This is a genomic window from Arcicella rosea (assembly GCF_014204325.1).
Classification (GTDB): Bacteria; Bacteroidota; Bacteroidia; order Cytophagales; family Spirosomataceae; genus Arcicella; species Arcicella rosea_A.
Genome location: NZ_JACHKT010000001.1, coordinates 1 through 16,921, shown reverse-complemented (window position 1 = coordinate 16,921; position 16,921 = coordinate 1). Strand labels below are relative to the sequence as shown.

Annotated in this window: 9 protein-coding genes; 8 read left to right on the top strand and 1 reads right to left on the bottom strand. The window is 35.8% G+C overall.

Annotation, left to right across the window (positions count from 1 at the left end; all coding sequences use genetic code 11):
• The first annotated feature begins 88 nt into the window (after positions 1–88).
• The 7 genes from HNP25_RS00045 to HNP25_RS00015 all read left to right on the top strand — a co-directional run bounded on the left by HNP25_RS00045 (position 89) and on the right by HNP25_RS00015 (position 13,336).
• Entirely contained in the window at positions 89–3,274 is a 3,186-nt protein-coding gene (locus HNP25_RS00045) for a SusC/RagA family TonB-linked outer membrane protein (protein ID WP_184128223.1), read from the top strand.
• A gap of 36 nt (positions 3,275–3,310) precedes the next feature.
• Positions 3,311–4,945, top strand: a complete 1,635-nt coding sequence (locus tag HNP25_RS00040) for a RagB/SusD family nutrient uptake outer membrane protein (RefSeq protein WP_184128220.1) — start codon at positions 3,311–3,313, stop codon at positions 4,943–4,945.
• 80 nt (positions 4,946–5,025) lie between these two features.
• Positions 5,026–6,279, top strand: coding sequence for a glycan-binding surface protein (locus HNP25_RS00035; RefSeq protein ID WP_184128217.1), 1,254 nt, complete (start codon positions 5,026–5,028; stop codon positions 6,277–6,279).
• 100 nt (positions 6,280–6,379) lie between these two features.
• Positions 6,380–8,164: an alpha-L-arabinofuranosidase gene (locus HNP25_RS00030; RefSeq protein ID WP_184128214.1), complete on the top strand. Its 1,785-nt coding sequence runs from the start codon at positions 6,380–6,382 to the stop codon at positions 8,162–8,164.
• A gap of 46 nt (positions 8,165–8,210) precedes the next feature.
• Positions 8,211–10,079 (top strand): T9SS type A sorting domain-containing protein, encoded by a 1,869-nt coding sequence (locus HNP25_RS00025; RefSeq protein ID WP_184128211.1) that lies wholly within the window; start codon positions 8,211–8,213, stop codon positions 10,077–10,079.
• Positions 10,080–10,189: 110 nt separating this feature from the next.
• Entirely contained in the window at positions 10,190–11,944 is a 1,755-nt protein-coding gene (locus HNP25_RS00020) for a glycoside hydrolase family 9 protein (RefSeq protein ID WP_184128208.1), read from the top strand.
• 6 nt (positions 11,945–11,950) lie between these two features.
• Positions 11,951–13,336: a cellulase family glycosylhydrolase gene (locus HNP25_RS00015; RefSeq protein ID WP_184128206.1), complete on the top strand. Its 1,386-nt coding sequence runs from the start codon at positions 11,951–11,953 to the stop codon at positions 13,334–13,336.
• Positions 13,337–13,415: 79 nt separating this feature from the next.
• On the opposite strand, the gene HNP25_RS00010 is transcribed toward HNP25_RS00015, so the two are convergent.
• Positions 13,416–13,790, bottom strand: a complete 375-nt coding sequence (locus tag HNP25_RS00010) for a hypothetical protein (RefSeq protein WP_184128203.1) — start codon at positions 13,788–13,790, stop codon at positions 13,416–13,418.
• Positions 13,791–14,655: 865 nt separating this feature from the next.
• On the opposite strand from HNP25_RS00010, the gene HNP25_RS00005 reads away from it, so the two are divergent.
• Positions 14,656–16,692, top strand: a complete 2,037-nt coding sequence (locus HNP25_RS00005; protein WP_184128199.1) for an LruC domain-containing protein — start codon at positions 14,656–14,658, stop codon at positions 16,690–16,692.
• Positions 16,693–16,921: the final 229 nt, after the last annotated feature.

Genomic DNA, 16,921 nt, shown 5'->3' with positions numbered 1-16,921 from the left:
ATACTATCCCGATATAAAATTCAACTTTTTTAAGTGTTCCAATTTACTCTAATAATTCAAATACATTATACCCAATAAATTCTTTACAATGAAAACAACTTTCCAAAGCAGTAGTCCACCCAAAGTGGGCAAAAATTTATCAATCAAATTGTTATTTATGTTGTTGATGTTTGTTTTTCAAATAAACGAAATCTCAGCACAGAAAGCGACTGTTCAATTACAGAAAATCACAGGTAAGATTGTCTCTAGTCAGGATAATCAACCCGTTCCAGGAGCAAGTATTTTAGTAAAAGGAACTACTGCTGGTAGTACTGCTAATGCTTTAGGTGAATTTAGTATTGAAGCTGGGAGTAACGCAACTTTACTGATAACTTCGGTAGGTTATTCTTCTCAAGAAGTAAAAGTTGCTGGGAGACTAAAAATCAATATAACCTTGGTTGAGAATATTTCATCTTTAGATGAAGTAGTTGTAGTTGGTTATGGTTCACAGAAAACTCGTTATCTGTCAGGCTCTCAAACTAATATTGGAGAATCTGAAATTAAAAGAACTGTCAATACTTCACTAGACCAAGCTTTACAAGGACGTGCAGCAAACGTATATGTAGCAAGTAACTCTGGTAAACCCGGAGGAGCATCTTCTGTTTACATCCGTGGAGTTTCTTCAATCAATGGAAATACTCAGCCGATGTATGTGATTGATGGAGTACAAATTGTTCCTCCAAACAATACAGAATCTGACGGACAATCAAACATTCTAGCAAGTTTAAATCCAGATGATATTGAGTCGATGAACGTGCTGACAGGGCCTTCTGCACAGTCAATCTATGGTTCTAAAGCATCCAATGGTGTAATTGTAGTTACTACTAAAAAAGGTAAGGCTGGTGATACAAGAATCAACTTTACGAGTATGTACAATTTCCAGACACTACCGAATCAATTGCCAGTAATGAACTTGAGAGAGTACGCAATCTACAGCAATGCTTGGGCAGATGTTTCTGGTTATGGTCGTCAAGCGGAGTTTGCAGATCCTTCTATTTTAGGAGAAGGAACAAACTGGCAAACAGCTTTGTTCAAAACTGCTGCGATGAAAAAACAACAACTTTCATTGAGTGGAGGAAATGATAAAACTACGTATTATCTCTCAGTTGAATTATTAAATCAAGAAGGGTTAGCACCCAATTCTGGCTTTGATAGAAAATCGTTGAGATTGAACGTTGAAAATAAATTACGTAGTTATTTAAAGGTTGGTACAAATTTATCGCTTTCAGGTACAAACGAGAATCTATCTATTGGTGACGATCAAATTATTAGTACAGCTATTCAACAATCACCTGCTACTCCGCTTAAAAATGGCGACGGTTCTTGGGGTGGCCCACAAAACGTTACACCCAATACGCCATCGTATGTTTTTGTGACCAATCCTGTTGCTTTAGCTTATACCAATAGTAACGTTTATAAACGTATAAGTACCTTCGGTGCTATTTATGCTGATTTAACTTTCTTGAAAGATTTTGTTTTCCATGCAGAATTTAATGGTACTTATGGGAATGATACCAGAGCAATATTTAATCCTTCATATCAATTTGGAGTAAACAATATCACAATAGGTGCAACTAACCCTGTTACCTCATCAAGAAGAATTGCTGGAAATAGTTATTATTGGAGTACAAACCAGCGTTTAAATTATTCGAAAAGATTTCAGAAACATGATATTAATGTAACTGTTGGTCATGAATCGCAGTATGGTTTCTCTGAGAATTTATCGGGAAGTGTAACAGGATTTACAAGTAATAATATCCCAGAATTATCAGCAGGAACTAAAAGTACAGCAATCACAGATAGTTATAGAGATGCCAGTTCACAAGAATCATACTTTACTCGTTTAGGCTATATTTTTGATGATAAGTACATTGTCCAAGCAACTTATAGAGCTGATGCTTCTTCAAATTTTGGACCGAACAATCGTTGGGGATTCTTCCCATCAGTTTCTGCTGCTTGGATTGTATCAAGAGAGAGTTTTATGAAAAGTGTAAGTTCGATAGATGAAATGAAACTAAGAGTAGAAATGGGGTCAACTGGTAATCAGTACTATGGTAAACCAATTTATGCAGCATTGAATGCCATTCCAACACAAACAGGTCAGGGCTTTTTAGCTGCCAATTTCGCTAACCCAGATTTGAAATGGGAAAGTACCCAATCTTATAACATCGGGTTTGATTTGCATGCCTTTAAAAATAGAGTTCAAATCGTTTTTGATGCTTATTTAAGAAAAACCAGTAACCTAATCACTGAATTACCATTACCTGCTTATGCTGGAACAACTGGTACAGGTGCAATTGCTGCACCTGTTGTAAACCTTGGTGATTTGGAAAACAAAGGACTTGGTATTTCAGTAAATACTGTACCAATTGAAGGAAAATCAACAGGTTCATTAACTTGGAAAAGTGGTTTCAATATCTCATTTGATAGAAATAAATTATTAAAACTGAACACAGAAAGAGCCTTTGCAAGTCGTAAACCTTGGTTTACTGATGTAATTTCTCGCTCAGATATTGGTCAACCATTATGGCAGTTTTATGCGTATAAGTATGCAGGAATTTTTCAAAATTATCAAGAGTTGGTTAACAGTCCAATTCCAAAAGACATACCACGTAGTGAAACTGGCGTTTGGGTCGGTGATGTTAAATTTGTAGATGTAGATGGTGACGGTGTAATTGATTCTCCAGATAGAACGATTATTGGAAATCCTTGGCCAAAATTCACTTTTGGTATTAATAATAGTTTCTCTTACAGAAATTTCGATTTGACAATTTTTATGCAAGGAACTTATGGAAATCAAATATTCAACCAATTGAAATTAAATAATTCAGGCTTTACCAATCTTATCCGTGGTGCTTACAAAGAAGTAATCAATTTTGCCAGACCAAGTAGCTTTGACGAAACAGCACAATTGTTGAATCCAGGAACGAGCGTTCCAAGAGTAGGTAATACACCAAACGGTAATAACCGTGCTACAGATAAGTTTATCGAAGATGGTTCGTATTTACGTGCTAAAAACATCACGTTGACTTATAATTTACCGAAAGCAATTCTAAAAAAATACTTGCCAATCAATGGTTTACGTTTGACGGCGGGTGTTCAAAATGCTTTTACAATTACCAAATATACAGGTTATGACCCAGAAGTAGGAAATGCTGCAAACGTTCCTGGTTTTGATAACGGTCGTTATCCTTCTTCAAGAATGTACACTTTTAGCTTGTCGGCAGACTTTTAATCAACGTACATTTTATCAAGTTTAAACATCAAGAAAATGAAAAAATATAATTTTTTAAAATACATATTCTTATTCTTAACTATTTGTGGGCTGGCAAGTAGTTGTAAGGAGGATTTCTTAGAAAGACCGCCATTAAGTAACCTTACCGCAGGTACTTTTTTTAATAATGATGCTGAATTATCTACTTCATCAAGTGCTTTGTATAACCAAGTTTGGGCAGGCGCAAACGGACAATCTTTATTAGCTTTTGGTGATGGGCGTGGAGGAAACTTCTTTACTCCTTACGTAGCTGACTGGCTTCAATTTTGTTCGTTTGCTGTTTCAAATACCAACGGTGCTTTGAAGGATTCTTGGTCGTCATTTTATAATATCATAGCACAATCTAATGTGTTGATTTACAATATCGACAATTATTCAAAACCCGCAGTTTCCACACTTGCAAAGAATACAGCTTTGGGTGAGGCTCGTTATATGCGTGGTTTAGCCTATTCTTTTTTAGTACAAAACTGGGGACCAGTACCCATTATTACAGATAACCTCAAACAAGGTGCTGATACTACTTTATCAAGAAATACGGTAGAAAGTGTTTGGGAATTTGCTATTCGTGATATGCAATATGCTATTGCTCATCTTCCTGTTACTTCTACATCGGGGCGTTTGACGAAGTACTCTGCAAAAGGAATGTTAGCAAGATTTTACTTGACTCGCTCAGGTTTAAATTCAACAAACGGACAGCGTAACCAAATGTATTTGGATAGTGCTAAGTATTATGCCAAAGATGTAATCATGAACAGTCCCTATAAATTGATGGATAATTATGCTGACTTATTTTTTACAAAAAGCAATAATAACTCAGAACAATTATTTGGTTTACAGTGGATTGGTTTGCGTGAGCCTTGGGGTGTAGGCAATACTTTTCAATCACAATTTGCAGCAAATAGTACTATTACAGGTGGTTCCGATGGTTGGGGTGGCGGGCATGGTGCTTCGGCAGATTATGTATTAAACCTAGATCCAATCGACTCTATTCGTAGAAAAGCTACTTATATGTTCCCAGGTGACTATTATCCTGAATTAAACAGAAAAGGTGGAGGATGGGCACAGCCAATTCCAAATGCAAGTACTTACAGTAATATTGCTCACTTCAAAAAGTACATTGTTGGTACACCAGAGGATAATGGCGGTGGGCAAGTACAAGCTACTGGAAACAATACTTATATGCAACGTTTGGCAGATGTGTATTTTATTTATGCAGAAGCTATTTTAGGAAATAATACTACTACAACAGACCCAGAGGCATTGAAGTACTTTAATGCAGTAAGAAACAGAGCAGGTTTACCTTCAGTGACTTCTATCAATATTGATAAAATTTTACATGAACGTCGCTACGAATTTGCTGTTGAAGGTGATGCTTGGTACGATATTATTCGCTTATATTATTACAATCCGACGAAAGCGAAAGCAATTATCAACGCTCAACAAAAAGGAGAATATAAAATCGACATCAAGCCAGGTACTTATGCGAATGGTAGAATTCGTGAATTTACGACAACCATTTTAGTGCCACGCTCATTTACAGTAAACGATGCAACGATGTTTTTGCCATATCCTGATACTGAAATAGCAATGGCACCAAACTTATTGAAACCGCCAGTGCCTTACAAGTTTTAGTTTCAAGTATCAATTGTAACAACATTGAAAGGAGAGGCTTCCTCTCCTTTGATAAATTCTCATAGAAAATGAAAAAATCAATGAATCATATATTTGGTAAGCTGGGATTATTACTCGTTGTCTTGCTTGCTATTTTATCTTCTTGTCAGGATTCCGAACTAGAGCCTATATCTACAGGAACGCCCGTCATCAAAAAAGTCTATCTTTTAGACACTATTTCCAGACATAAAGACAGCACATTTGTCGCAACAATCCCTGATGATAAACTATTGGTGATTAACGGTGAAAATTTAGGAGGCATCATCAAAGTGTATTTTAATGATTATGAGGCTTCTTTCAATACCAATTACAACACTAACACACACTTAATTATTAGACTTCCTAAAGAAGCCCCAACAGAAGCAACAATGGCGACGGTCTCTAATAAACTTAGAATTGTTACTAGTCATGGAGAAGTATCTTATGATTTCTTGTTATTGCCACCACCACCCAATATTTATTGGATAGATAATGAAAATGCACTTCCTGGTGCAACCGTTTCGGTTTATGGAGCTAACTTTTTATTAGTTCAGAAAGTGATTTTCCCGGGTAATATTGAAGTAACAGATTTTAAATCAACGAAAGAAGGAGACAAAATCGAAGTAAAAGTTCCTGCAAATTTAACCCTTGCTGGTCCACTTCAAGTTGTAACAAAATATGGTATTGCTAAAACAGTATCACCATTTAATTTGAATGCAGGAACAAGTGTATTTGCTAATTTTGATGATAAACAATGGGCAAACTGGATGTGGAATATTTTTGTAAAAAACAGTACGACAGACTATCCGGGTGCGCATGGCTCTTATGCTTATTTTGAGAAAAACTCAGTGACAAAAGCAGGAGATAATGCTTGGTGGAATGCTGATGGAAGAGCCATGTGGTTAACTACTGATCTAAGAAATCCTTTGATGAGTAAAGATAGTTTAACAAATAGAGTAGAACATTTTTCATTGAAATTTGAAATTAATGTAAAACAAGCTTGGGCTTCTGGTGCATTTTTGATTAAAGCCAATGGGAAAAACTACGCTGCTCGTTATGAACCTTGGAGAACCGCTGGAAGGGCTTATACTACTCAAGGTTGGGTAACAGTAACTATTCCGTTAACCGATTTCAGAACAGCCGATGGTACAGGTACTTCTGCGGCTTCAATTAGCGATATTCTTGGGGCTGATGGAAATAATGGCGGAGCTGAATTTGTTTTCTTCTTCGATAATACAACACCACAAAATAGTGATATTGATAAAATAGCAATAGCAGTCGATAACCTGCGTATCGTAAGAACAACAAATAAATAATTCACTTCACTCTCAAAAGAAAAATCCTTCTAGCTTTTTAGAAGGATTTTTTTTCAAACATCCTTACTTTTTATCTTTTATCCAATTTATAGACATAATTATGAAATGCTTTAATCCAATATTATGTTTTGGACTATCAATCATTTTGGGTTCTTCATGCTCAAAAACGGTAGACGAAAATATCATTACTGTTCCTAAAGACACCACAACAGTGACAGTTATTCCACCTGTTGAACCAAAAATTGCCAATACTGTTGGCTTTTTCTTGGACGATTGGCAAGCTAAAAATTACATTGTTCCAGCTTATACAGATTTTGCTGCACCAACACAAGCCTTAACGACAGTAACGGTTGATGCTTCGGATATTATTGCTAAAATACCTCAACAAATCTTTGGTCATAATGCCAATACTTGGATGGGTACTTTGGTTGATCAACCTAGTTTTGTGACGGATGTTACTAATCTCAAACCAAACATTATTCGCTGGCCTGCGGGTAGCGGAAGTGATGGCTATTTTTGGAATGCCTCGCCAGTGCAAGACCCAAATAATAATAGCAGACAAACACCTGCCGCCCAATACATGAAAGACTGGGGAGTACCCGACAAACACATGAATAAAGATGGTGCTTTGGTAGATGCTTTCTTTTTTTATGGACAAACAAAAGATAATTGGCGAGGTTCTCTGAGTAATTATTATGATTTGCTGAAACAGAGTAATAACAAAGGAATCATTACGATTAATTACGGTTTTGCTCGTTATGGCACAAGTGCTAATCCTGTGGCAACTGCCGCACATTTAGCCGCTGAATGGGTACGTTATGATAAAGGAAGAACACAATATTGGGAAATTGGTAATGAAAATTATGCCGATTGGGAAGCTGGTTATAGAATTGATGTTAGTAAAAATAAAGACGGACAACCAGAATTTTTAACGGGGAAATTATATGCACAGCACTTTAAAGTATATGCTGATTCCATGCGGAAAGCTGCAGCTGAAGTTGGTGCAAAAATTAAGATTGGAGCGGTTATGCAAGAATCTGTTACTGAATCTTGGCAAAATAATACGACCAAAACTTGGAATGCAACCCTGATTCCTGAAATCAATAACAACGCAGATTTTTACATTGTCCATAATTATATTACTCCCTTCGGACAAAAATCTAATGCGGCTACTATATTAAGTTCAGCCCTGAATATTCCTGCGGTGATGATGAGTTTTGTAACCAATGAAATTACTAAAAATGGTGGAGAAGTAAAACCTATTGCCTTTACAGAATGGAATATGTGGGCTTTGGATTTAAAACAACAAGTATCGAATATAAGTGGACTTTTCGCTGTCATTGTTCAAGGTGAAGCCATTAAAAATAAATATGGTTTGGCCGCTCGTTGGGACTTGCTAAACGGTTGGGAAAATGGTAACGACCACGGACTTTTTAGCGATGGCGGTAGTGCCGACGACCCACGCTGGAATCCTCGTCCTTCTTTCCATCACATGTATTATTTCCAAAAAATGATTGGTGATAGATTGGTTTCTTCAGCCGTAACTGGCAATGGTGCAACAGCCATCAAAACCTATGCTTCAACTTATAGCTCAGGTCAGGTAAATGTTACATTATTAAATACTTCAAGTGTTCCGCTGACGATAGAAGTAAAAACCAAAAACTTTTTGATGGGCAATCGCTATTACTGGTACAGTTTGGAAGGCAGTAACGACAATGGTGAATTTTCAAGAAAAGTATTAGTGAATGGAAATGGCCCGAAAGGTGCTGCTGGTGGGCCAACGGATTATGCTTCATTGAAAGCTCGTGCTGCCCTTACTGGTACAGGTATCAAAGTAATTGTACCAGCTTATGGTTCGGTTTATATGATGGTTGATAAAAAGTAGTGGAAGATTTTATTTATCAATAATTAAGCTTCAAAATATAAATTTTATGAAATACATTTTATTTATATTCATTTTTATGAGTTTGTCGATACAAGCACAAGTATCTATTAAAATTGATGCTACTGCCGACAAAAAAGCTATTTCTCCGTACTTATATGGTAGAAATAATTCCCTTTCTACAGACCCAGGGCAAGTATTGAACATTAATTGGACGATGCTAAAAGATGCCGGGATTACTTTTTTTAGAGAAAGTGGTGGAAATAATTGTACAAAATACAATTGGCGAAAGAAATTGTCTTCGCATCCTGACTGGTACAATAATGTTTATGGCAATGATTGGGATGTGGCGGCGAAAGCCCTAAAAACCTACATGCCAACAGCACAAGGAATGTGGGCTTTTCAATTATTAGGAAAAGTAGCTAAAACAAACAAAGCCAATTTCCCTGATTGGGATTATAACAAATCGCAATGGTGGGAGGGCGTGAATCAAAATTTAGCAGGCAATGGTGTCCTTAATCCTACAGGTACAAAAGCCAAAGTAGAAGGAGATATTAATCAATACTTAGAAGATTGGTCTGCCGATTCTACTGTAGCGATATTAGATCACTGGTTCAAGGATTTGGCATTAGACAAAAATAAATTATTGTATTGGAACATGGATAATGAAGTAGAAATCTGGAATGGCACACACGACGACGTAATGCCAGTACAAATTTCAGCCGAAGCATTTATGCAAAAGTACTTTGACGTAGCCAAGAAAGCTCGTGCAAAATTCCCAAATATCAAATTAGTTGGGCCAGTTACCGCCAACGAATGGCAATGGTACAACTGGCCAAATGGGATTACTGTTAATGGAAAAAGCTATCCTTGGTTAGAATATTTTATCAAAAGAGTAGCCGAAGAACAGAAAAGTTCAGGCATCAAATTATTGGATGTGTTGGATATTCATTACTATCCGGGAAGTAACAAAGTAGATGAAGTACTACAATATCACCGAGTTTTCTTTGACAGAAATTATGTATATCCTGAAGCCAACGGCGTGAAAACTATCAATGGCGGTTACGATAATTCGCAAAATAAAGAGTATATTTTTGGAAGAGTAAACGACTGGCTAGAGAAATACTTAGGTACAAATCATGGTGTGAAACTAGGCATAACCGAATCGGGTATTAATATCACCAATCCTAATGCCATAGCCGTTTGGTATGCTTCCACTTTGGGTGAGTTTATGAAAAATGAAGTAGAAATATTCACACCATGGTCTTGGCCAGTGGGAATGTGGGAAACGGTACATTTATTCAGTCGTTATAATAAATCTTTCTCTATCAAAAGCACTTCTTCAGACGAAACACTTGTATCGGCATATCCAAGTATTAACGCAACCCAAGATTCTATGACGGTCGTGTTGGTGAATCGTTCTTCAAGCAGTTCAAAAACTACTTCTTTGAGTTTTGATAATTTCGTTTTGTCTGGTAAAACTGCCACGGGTTTGGCTTTAAAATCATTGCCCAATACCGAAACCTTTGTATCGCATACACAAAATGCCTTGAGTAAAAGTAATGTGGCCATAGAAAATAATACTATTTCGCTGACGCTCCCTGCGATGTCTATTACTTCAATAATATTGTCGGGAAAATTAGGACAATACGCTGCTGTGTTGGGTACTTCAACAGAACCAGAAAGGATCATTAACGTTTTCCCTAATCCATTTAGGGATGAATTTACGATTGATACTGGTGTTGAGAAATTCAAACAAATTGAACTTATCGACGAAACTGGAAAACAAATTTACACTCAATTTATACCGAACGGCGAGACGGTTATCAGTGTAAATCAAAAAGTGAAATCAGGTACTTATTTCTTAAAACTATCCAATGACAAAGCGATGATAGTGAAGAAAATTGTAGCCCTCTGACAAATAAATACATACAACGAATTACTTTATTTTTTAGCAATTCATGCAGGAATATTTTTACAGATATTGCTGCGATTTGAATCACAACAAACCATTTATAAAATTATCCAATGAATATTAAACTATTATCCATTTTATCCTTCATAGCGATTCCGTTTGGTTCAGTTTATTCGCAACAATTATCTGAAAATATTCGCCTCAATCAAGTAGGTTTTTATCCAAATTCGCCCAAAGTAGCTGTAATTGTTAATGCTAATGCAGAGACTTTCATGGTCAAAACCGCTGATTTGAAAAATACTGTTTTAACAGGAAAATTAAGTAATGAACGTCAGTCGGAATTCTCAGGAAAAAGAACACAAATTGCTGATTTTTCAAGCTTGCAAAAAGACGGAAAATATATAATTGAAGTACCTAAATTAGGTATTTCTTATCCATTTGAGATTAAAGATGAAGTACACCATAATGTAGCGAAAGCTTCCCTAAAAGCTTTTTATTTCCAAAGAGCATCTACTAAAATTCCTGAAAAGTATGCAGGAAAATGGGCAAGACCATTCGCTCATCCTGATAACAAAATATTGATTCACCCTTCGGCAGTTTCTGAAAAAAGACCCGTAGGAAAAGTAATTTCATCGCCAAAAGGTTGGTATGATGCGGGCGATTACAATAAGTATATCGTAAATTCTGGCATAACGATGGGAACGCTCTTTGCTATGTACGAAGATTTTCCAGACTATTTTCAGCAACAAAACCTGAATATTCCTGAAAGTAATAATGCTATTCCTGATGTGTTGGATGAGGCTTTGTGGAATTTGCAATGGATGCTAACCATGCAAGACATCGACGGTGGCGTGTATCATAAACTGACAAATGCTAATTTTGATGGCATGTTGATGCCAAACCATGCCAAGAAAACCAGATATGTTGTTCAGAAAAGTACTGCCGCAACATTGGATTTCGCCGCTGTAATGGCTCAGGCTGCTCGTATTTTCAGACAATTTCCTAAAGAATTTCCAACCTTGGCAGATTCTTGTTTAGCTGCATCTATTCGTGCTTGGGACTGGGCAAGTAAAAATCCAGTCGTGAAATATGATCAGAATAAATTAAACGAACAGTTTTTACCGAAAATCACTACAGGTGCTTATGGCGATAATAATGTATCGGATGAATTTATTTGGGCTGCTTCCGAATTATACATTACTACGAAAGACGAAAAGTATTATCAAAACATTGATTTATTACCTGCAAACAAAATGTCTGTGCCTTCTTGGAATCAAGTTCGTTTGTTGGGTTATTACTCTTTGGCAAGGTTTCACAATCAATTAACTGGCAAGGCGAAAGAAGATATCCCTACTTTGAAAAGTAATTTAATAGCTTTTGCAGATACGCTTTCAAATGGTATTGAAAAACGTTCATTTCAAACCGTGATGGGCAAAACTGCTAAAGATTTTGTGTGGGGAAGTACGGCAGTTGCCGCCAACCAAGGCATTGCCATGATTCAGGCTTACCAACTCACAAAAGATAAAAAGTACTTAGATTTAGCTTTAACAAATCTTGATTATATTTTAGGAAGAAACGGTACAGGATATTCTTTTTTAACTGCTTTTGGTTCAAAAACGCCTATGCACTTGCATCATCGTTTGGCAATTGCTGATGGTATTGCAGAACCTTTACCAGGTTTTTTATCGGGCGGAACAAACGCTGGACAACAAGATAAATGTGAAGGCTATACCACCAAAGTAGCCGATGAATGTTATTTAGATGCGGAATGTTCGTATTCAACCAATGAAATTGCCATCAATTGGAATGCTCCGTTGGCATATTTAGCTGGAGCAATAGAAGCTTTGCAAGTAAAAATCTTAAAATAAAGCTTGATGAAAAATATTATTATTGCCTTACTGTTCTTATGTTTTGGATTGAATCATAAGCTATTTTCTCAAAATCTGGCTTCTAAAAGAGCCTCTGCAATGGGTTTGGGAATGAATCTTTCTTATTTAGATAACTATTGGGGTGGCTCAAGAGCGAATCATTTTGGTGATTTTGTGAATATTTCGGGGCTAATGAAACGTAAAGCAATGCTTGTTAATATGGCAAAAGCAGGCTTTAAAACGGTTCGTCTTCCTGTTTGTTTTAGTGCTTTTGCCAGTATTCAAGCACCTTATCAGTGGGATTTTCCTCTTGGACTTGTCGCAGTGGATTCCATGTTAAAATGGAGTTTAAACAATAATTTGAAAGTAATAGTAGATTTTCATCATCCAGAATTTGATGGTTCTGTGCAAGGAGCGAATACGCTTGAAAGAAAACTTGCTTTATGGAAAAGTATTGCTGAAAGATACAAGAATACAGACCCAGAAAAAGTATTCTTTGAATTGCAAAATGAACCCCACGATGTTACTGCTGCTGAATGGCGATTACAAGCTAACCAATTGATCAATGCAGTTCGTGCTATTGCTCCCAATCATACTTTTATTGTGGGTTTTCATGATTGGAATGGGCGTGATGCCATGATTCAGTCGGAGCCATTTGCGGATAATAATATCATTTATACTTTTCACTATTACGAACCTTTTATTTTTACACATCAAGGAGCAACTTGGTCGAGTCCAGAAATTAAAGAGTTAAGAAATATTCCATTTCCATACAGTATTAATCCCAATATCACATTACCCGCATCTGCAAAAGGTACATGGGTAGAAGGAAGTATAAAAAACTATCCCAAAGAAGGTACTGATGAAGCGATTTATACTGCTCTTTCAAAAGCTAAAGATTGGTCGATACAAAAGAATGTACCTGTTTTTCTGGGAGAATTTGGTTCATACAGCGAGTTTTCAGATGTAGATAGCCGATGCCGCCATGCCACGGCGGTTTATAAAGCTTTGGGGTTGTTAGAGATTCCTTCTGCTTGGTGGGAATGGGACGCAGGTTTTTCAATGTTTCAGAAAGGTACAACAGAGATTTCGGCTTGCATGAAACTTGCTCTCGAAAGTTATACCTTAAAAGCATTGGGATTGAACGAAGTGTCAGAACTAAGCAATATTGAAGTTTTCCCAAATCCGAGTCAAGATATTTTTACGGTTAAAAATACGATGAGTGCGATTACATCATCAGAACTGATAGATTTACAAGGAAATATAATTGCCAAAATTGAAGTAATCAACAATAGCATTACACTAAGCTCACAAGCTTCAGGGATTTATATTTTAAAGTTTTTTGATGCCAAAAATAGAATATTAGGCTATAAAAAAATCATCAAATTATAACAAACCGTAACACGGATTTCCAATCCTTCATTGAATTGATGTTCTTTGTTGGATTGGAAATCTGTGATAGGAAATAGCATTAAATATTGATATAATTGATTGGATTTGAGTTGCCTTGTTTGAAATACTCGTTAACACTTTTACCTACGTATTTTGCTCTTATACTTTCTTCTGCTAAGGTTCCTAAAAACTCTTTACGACCTGTAATATTTACATCATCACGAGTAGCATAATGAGTTGTTCCTGCTGGATGCCACGAGTCTATTCTATAAACATCTAAAATAAAGCCATTGGCAATAGCAAAAGCATAATCAGCGTTTTCATGCCTTCCATTTCCTAACTTCCAAACTCCTCGTGTTGCCTCATAGAGATACTCTGCCGACATATTCTCTTTATATTTTTTTGATATTCTAATCAAAATACCTTTTTCTGTAATCTCTAAATCCTTATGCATAATAATTATAAATTTTATTGGAACAATACTTAATACAATAATTTCGACAGAACAGACACTGCCAATAGCAGGATAACTTACATTTATTACAACAACTTAGTGAGTATATAGCGTAAAGTTCTATTTCTATTTTTTCCCACATAGCAATAGATAGCATCTTTTGTATATGCCAACTTTACATCCTCAATAATGCCCTTCTTGGTTTTTAAACGAAAAATGGGTAGAGCTATTATACAACTGTTACATCCTCAGGGTAAATGAATCAATTTGAGATAGTCAAACAATGTCCTTCGTAGAATGTCTTATGGGATAATGGTGTTTACTATTCAATTTTCTCCAATAAGTATATAATACGAAGTATGTTGCAAGAAGAAAGGTAATCGGTGTCGAAAATCAGGTGTTAGCTACCAATCTTTTGCCTTAACAAACGCATAAAAATTATTGATTGAAAAACCTTGAAACAAAAAAAAATTATATTGATATTTATCATTAAGTAAAAAAATCCGATGAAGACTTCCATTGGAGATTATGGTGCTTGTTCATAAAAAATGTTATTCTCTAACAATACTTTTATACAGAGTTACAAGCTTGAAGTTTGAGTCAACTATCGTAGCTTGTATTTTTAATAGATTTTTTGGTAATTTAGTTTTTTCAATTTTCACTTATGTTTTTTTAGCAAAAAAATATAAAATAATAACCATCGAATAATCTAAAGACGATAACTTTGGTACACTATTTGTTATTCATTATTTGAATTGCAATGGTGCTAGATACACGAAAAAAAAGATATTAAAACAAGGGTTAAACCTTTAAACAAGTATCACCACTATTTGCACATATTTTTCCATTTTTTAACACAAACAAAATGAAAGTTTACTATAATCTTCTAATTCTGATAGGATTAACAACCTTACTTAGTAGTTGTTTTCCTGATGAAAATGGTTCAGTTGGCACACCATCTTCTACAGCAATGGAAAACCTGAAAGTTCCATCAGCATTCAACTTCAAAACTTCAAAAGAAATAACGTTTAAAATTGGTGCTTTTGACAATACGAATAGTCCTATTTCAGGAGTAATAATGTCTGTTTATAGCTATCCTAACCAAGAACTTTTATTTAAAGGAATTACTACTAGTAATGGTACTTTTAGCCTTAGTCAAAAGATACCTACTTATGTTACAAAAATAGCGGTTCGTCCTGATTTTATCGGATTACCTTCCGAGACCATCATTACACTGAATGGCACAACCGCTGAAATTATTTTTGGAGGTAATAATCCAACTGCTTCAGAAAGTATTGATCAACCCGTAATAAAATCAGCAAGAATTGGAGCAAGCAATGCACAGACTTACCCAGCAATTGACTATCTTGGATCTTGGAATAGTGACGGATTACCTAGCAATCTTGAAAAAGATAGAGACCCTATCACAAGCTCATTTTTACAATATGTTAATGCAAGCTTACCTGAAGGAAAGTCTGTTCCTTCTGCACACCCTGACTTCTTGAATAACAATAACCGTAACTTCTTATACATTACAGAAGCTGCAGACGTTTGGGTAACTTTTGTACATGAAGGTGCTGGATGGAAAAATACTTTAGGATACTATACTTTTAATCCTTTAAATCCTCCAAAAACTACTGCTGATATTTCAAAAATGAATATTGTATTCCCTAACGTTTCTTACAAAGGGGCAGGAGGAGCATTAATTTCAGGAGATAAAGTAAAAATTGGTCAATTTCCAGCGGGTACAGGTATAGGGTTTGTTCTCTTAGCTGATGCTTTTGCTTCAAGTAAAGTAGGCAAGGGGAATTACGCACACTTCTCTCATGATGCTCTAAACGTAGAAAGCAAAGCGAGCCTTCGTCGTCATTTAATCGTTTTAAATGAACCTACTAGTAAGAGAATGATTTTAGCGTTTGAAGATATTGAAAGAGAAAGCCCAACTTGTGATCAAGATTTCAACGATGCTATCTTCTATGCAACGTCTAATCCAATTAAAGCCATTGATACCAATAATGTACCAATTGTAGATAGCCCAAAAGATACTGATGGAGATGGTGTAGGTGATAGCCGTGACGAATATCCAACAGACCCAAATAGAGCAATCAACAATTACATTCCAGGAAGTAATACTTATAGCACACTTGCTTATGAAGATTTATGGCCATCTAAAGGAGATTACGATATGAACGATTTGGTGATTAATTACCAATTCCAAGAAGTATTGAATGCTAAAAATGAAGTTGTTGATTTAAAAGCTAAATTCTATGTTAAAGCGGTAGGTGCAAGTTTTAAAAACGGATGGGGTTTTCAATTGCCAATAGACCCATCAATGATTAAATCTGTATCTGGGCATTCACTTACTGATGGGGCGATTACAAATTCTGCTAATGGTACTGAAGCTGGACAAAAATATGCTACGATTATTGCATTTGATAATGCCTTCAAGCAAATGAAAACTTCTGGAGGAGGATTTGTCAATACAATTAAAGGAACGCCAGTGGTAGCTCCGAATGATACTTTGAGAATGACTATCAACTTTACCTCACCGATTAACAAAAGTTCTTTAGGCTCGGCTCCATATAACCCATTCTTGTTTTCAACATCGAATAGAGGCAAAGAGGTACATTTACCTAATATGATTCCGACATCGAAAGCTGATATGTCTTTATTTGGCAAGGAGAGCGACAGTTCTGTTCCTGGTTCAGGTATTTACTACAAAACTGCTAACTTATTACCTTGGGCAATAGACTTACATAGCGACTTTAAATATCCTTCGGAAACAATACCAATCGTTGATGCGTATTACGAATTTGGAATATGGGTTGAAAGTGGTGGCGTTCTGTACCCAGATTGGTATGTAATTAGCAAAAATTACTTCAATTCTGCCAAAGTGTTTTAATTAACATTACAAAAGCAAAAGTAAAAAGCCCAACATAATTTAATAGATTATGTTGGGCTTTTTACTTTTTATGTATCCTACTCTTGGCTTCCCTTTATGAGTGTAATCTTTTAATAATCAATATATTACCAATAAAATAACCCCGAAAAAGTGTCAATATTGGCAATTTTCGGGGTTTTTCTGTATTTTGTTTCTGCTAAGAAAATATAAATACGGATGCAATATACAT

Excerpts from the sequence above, each read along its gene's own strand:
- HNP25_RS00045 (WP_184128223.1), top strand. The coding sequence starts at position 89 with ATGAAAACAACTTTCCAAAGCAGTAGTCCACCCAAAGTGGGCAAAAAT.
- HNP25_RS00040 (WP_184128220.1), top strand. The coding sequence starts at position 3,311 with ATGAAAAAATATAATTTTTTAAAATACATATTCTTATTCTTAACTATT.
- HNP25_RS00035 (WP_184128217.1), top strand. The coding sequence starts at position 5,026 with ATGAATCATATATTTGGTAAGCTGGGATTATTACTCGTTGTCTTGCTT.
- HNP25_RS00030 (WP_184128214.1), top strand. The coding sequence starts at position 6,380 with ATGAAATGCTTTAATCCAATATTATGTTTTGGACTATCAATCATTTTG.
- HNP25_RS00025 (WP_184128211.1), top strand. The coding sequence starts at position 8,211 with ATGAAATACATTTTATTTATATTCATTTTTATGAGTTTGTCGATACAA.
- HNP25_RS00020 (WP_184128208.1), top strand. The coding sequence starts at position 10,190 with ATGAATATTAAACTATTATCCATTTTATCCTTCATAGCGATTCCGTTT.
- HNP25_RS00015 (WP_184128206.1), top strand. The coding sequence starts at position 11,951 with ATGAAAAATATTATTATTGCCTTACTGTTCTTATGTTTTGGATTGAAT.
- HNP25_RS00010 (WP_184128203.1), bottom strand. The coding sequence starts at position 13,790 with ATGCATAAGGATTTAGAGATTACAGAAAAAGGTATTTTGATTAGAATA.
- HNP25_RS00005 (WP_184128199.1), top strand. The coding sequence starts at position 14,656 with ATGAAAGTTTACTATAATCTTCTAATTCTGATAGGATTAACAACCTTA.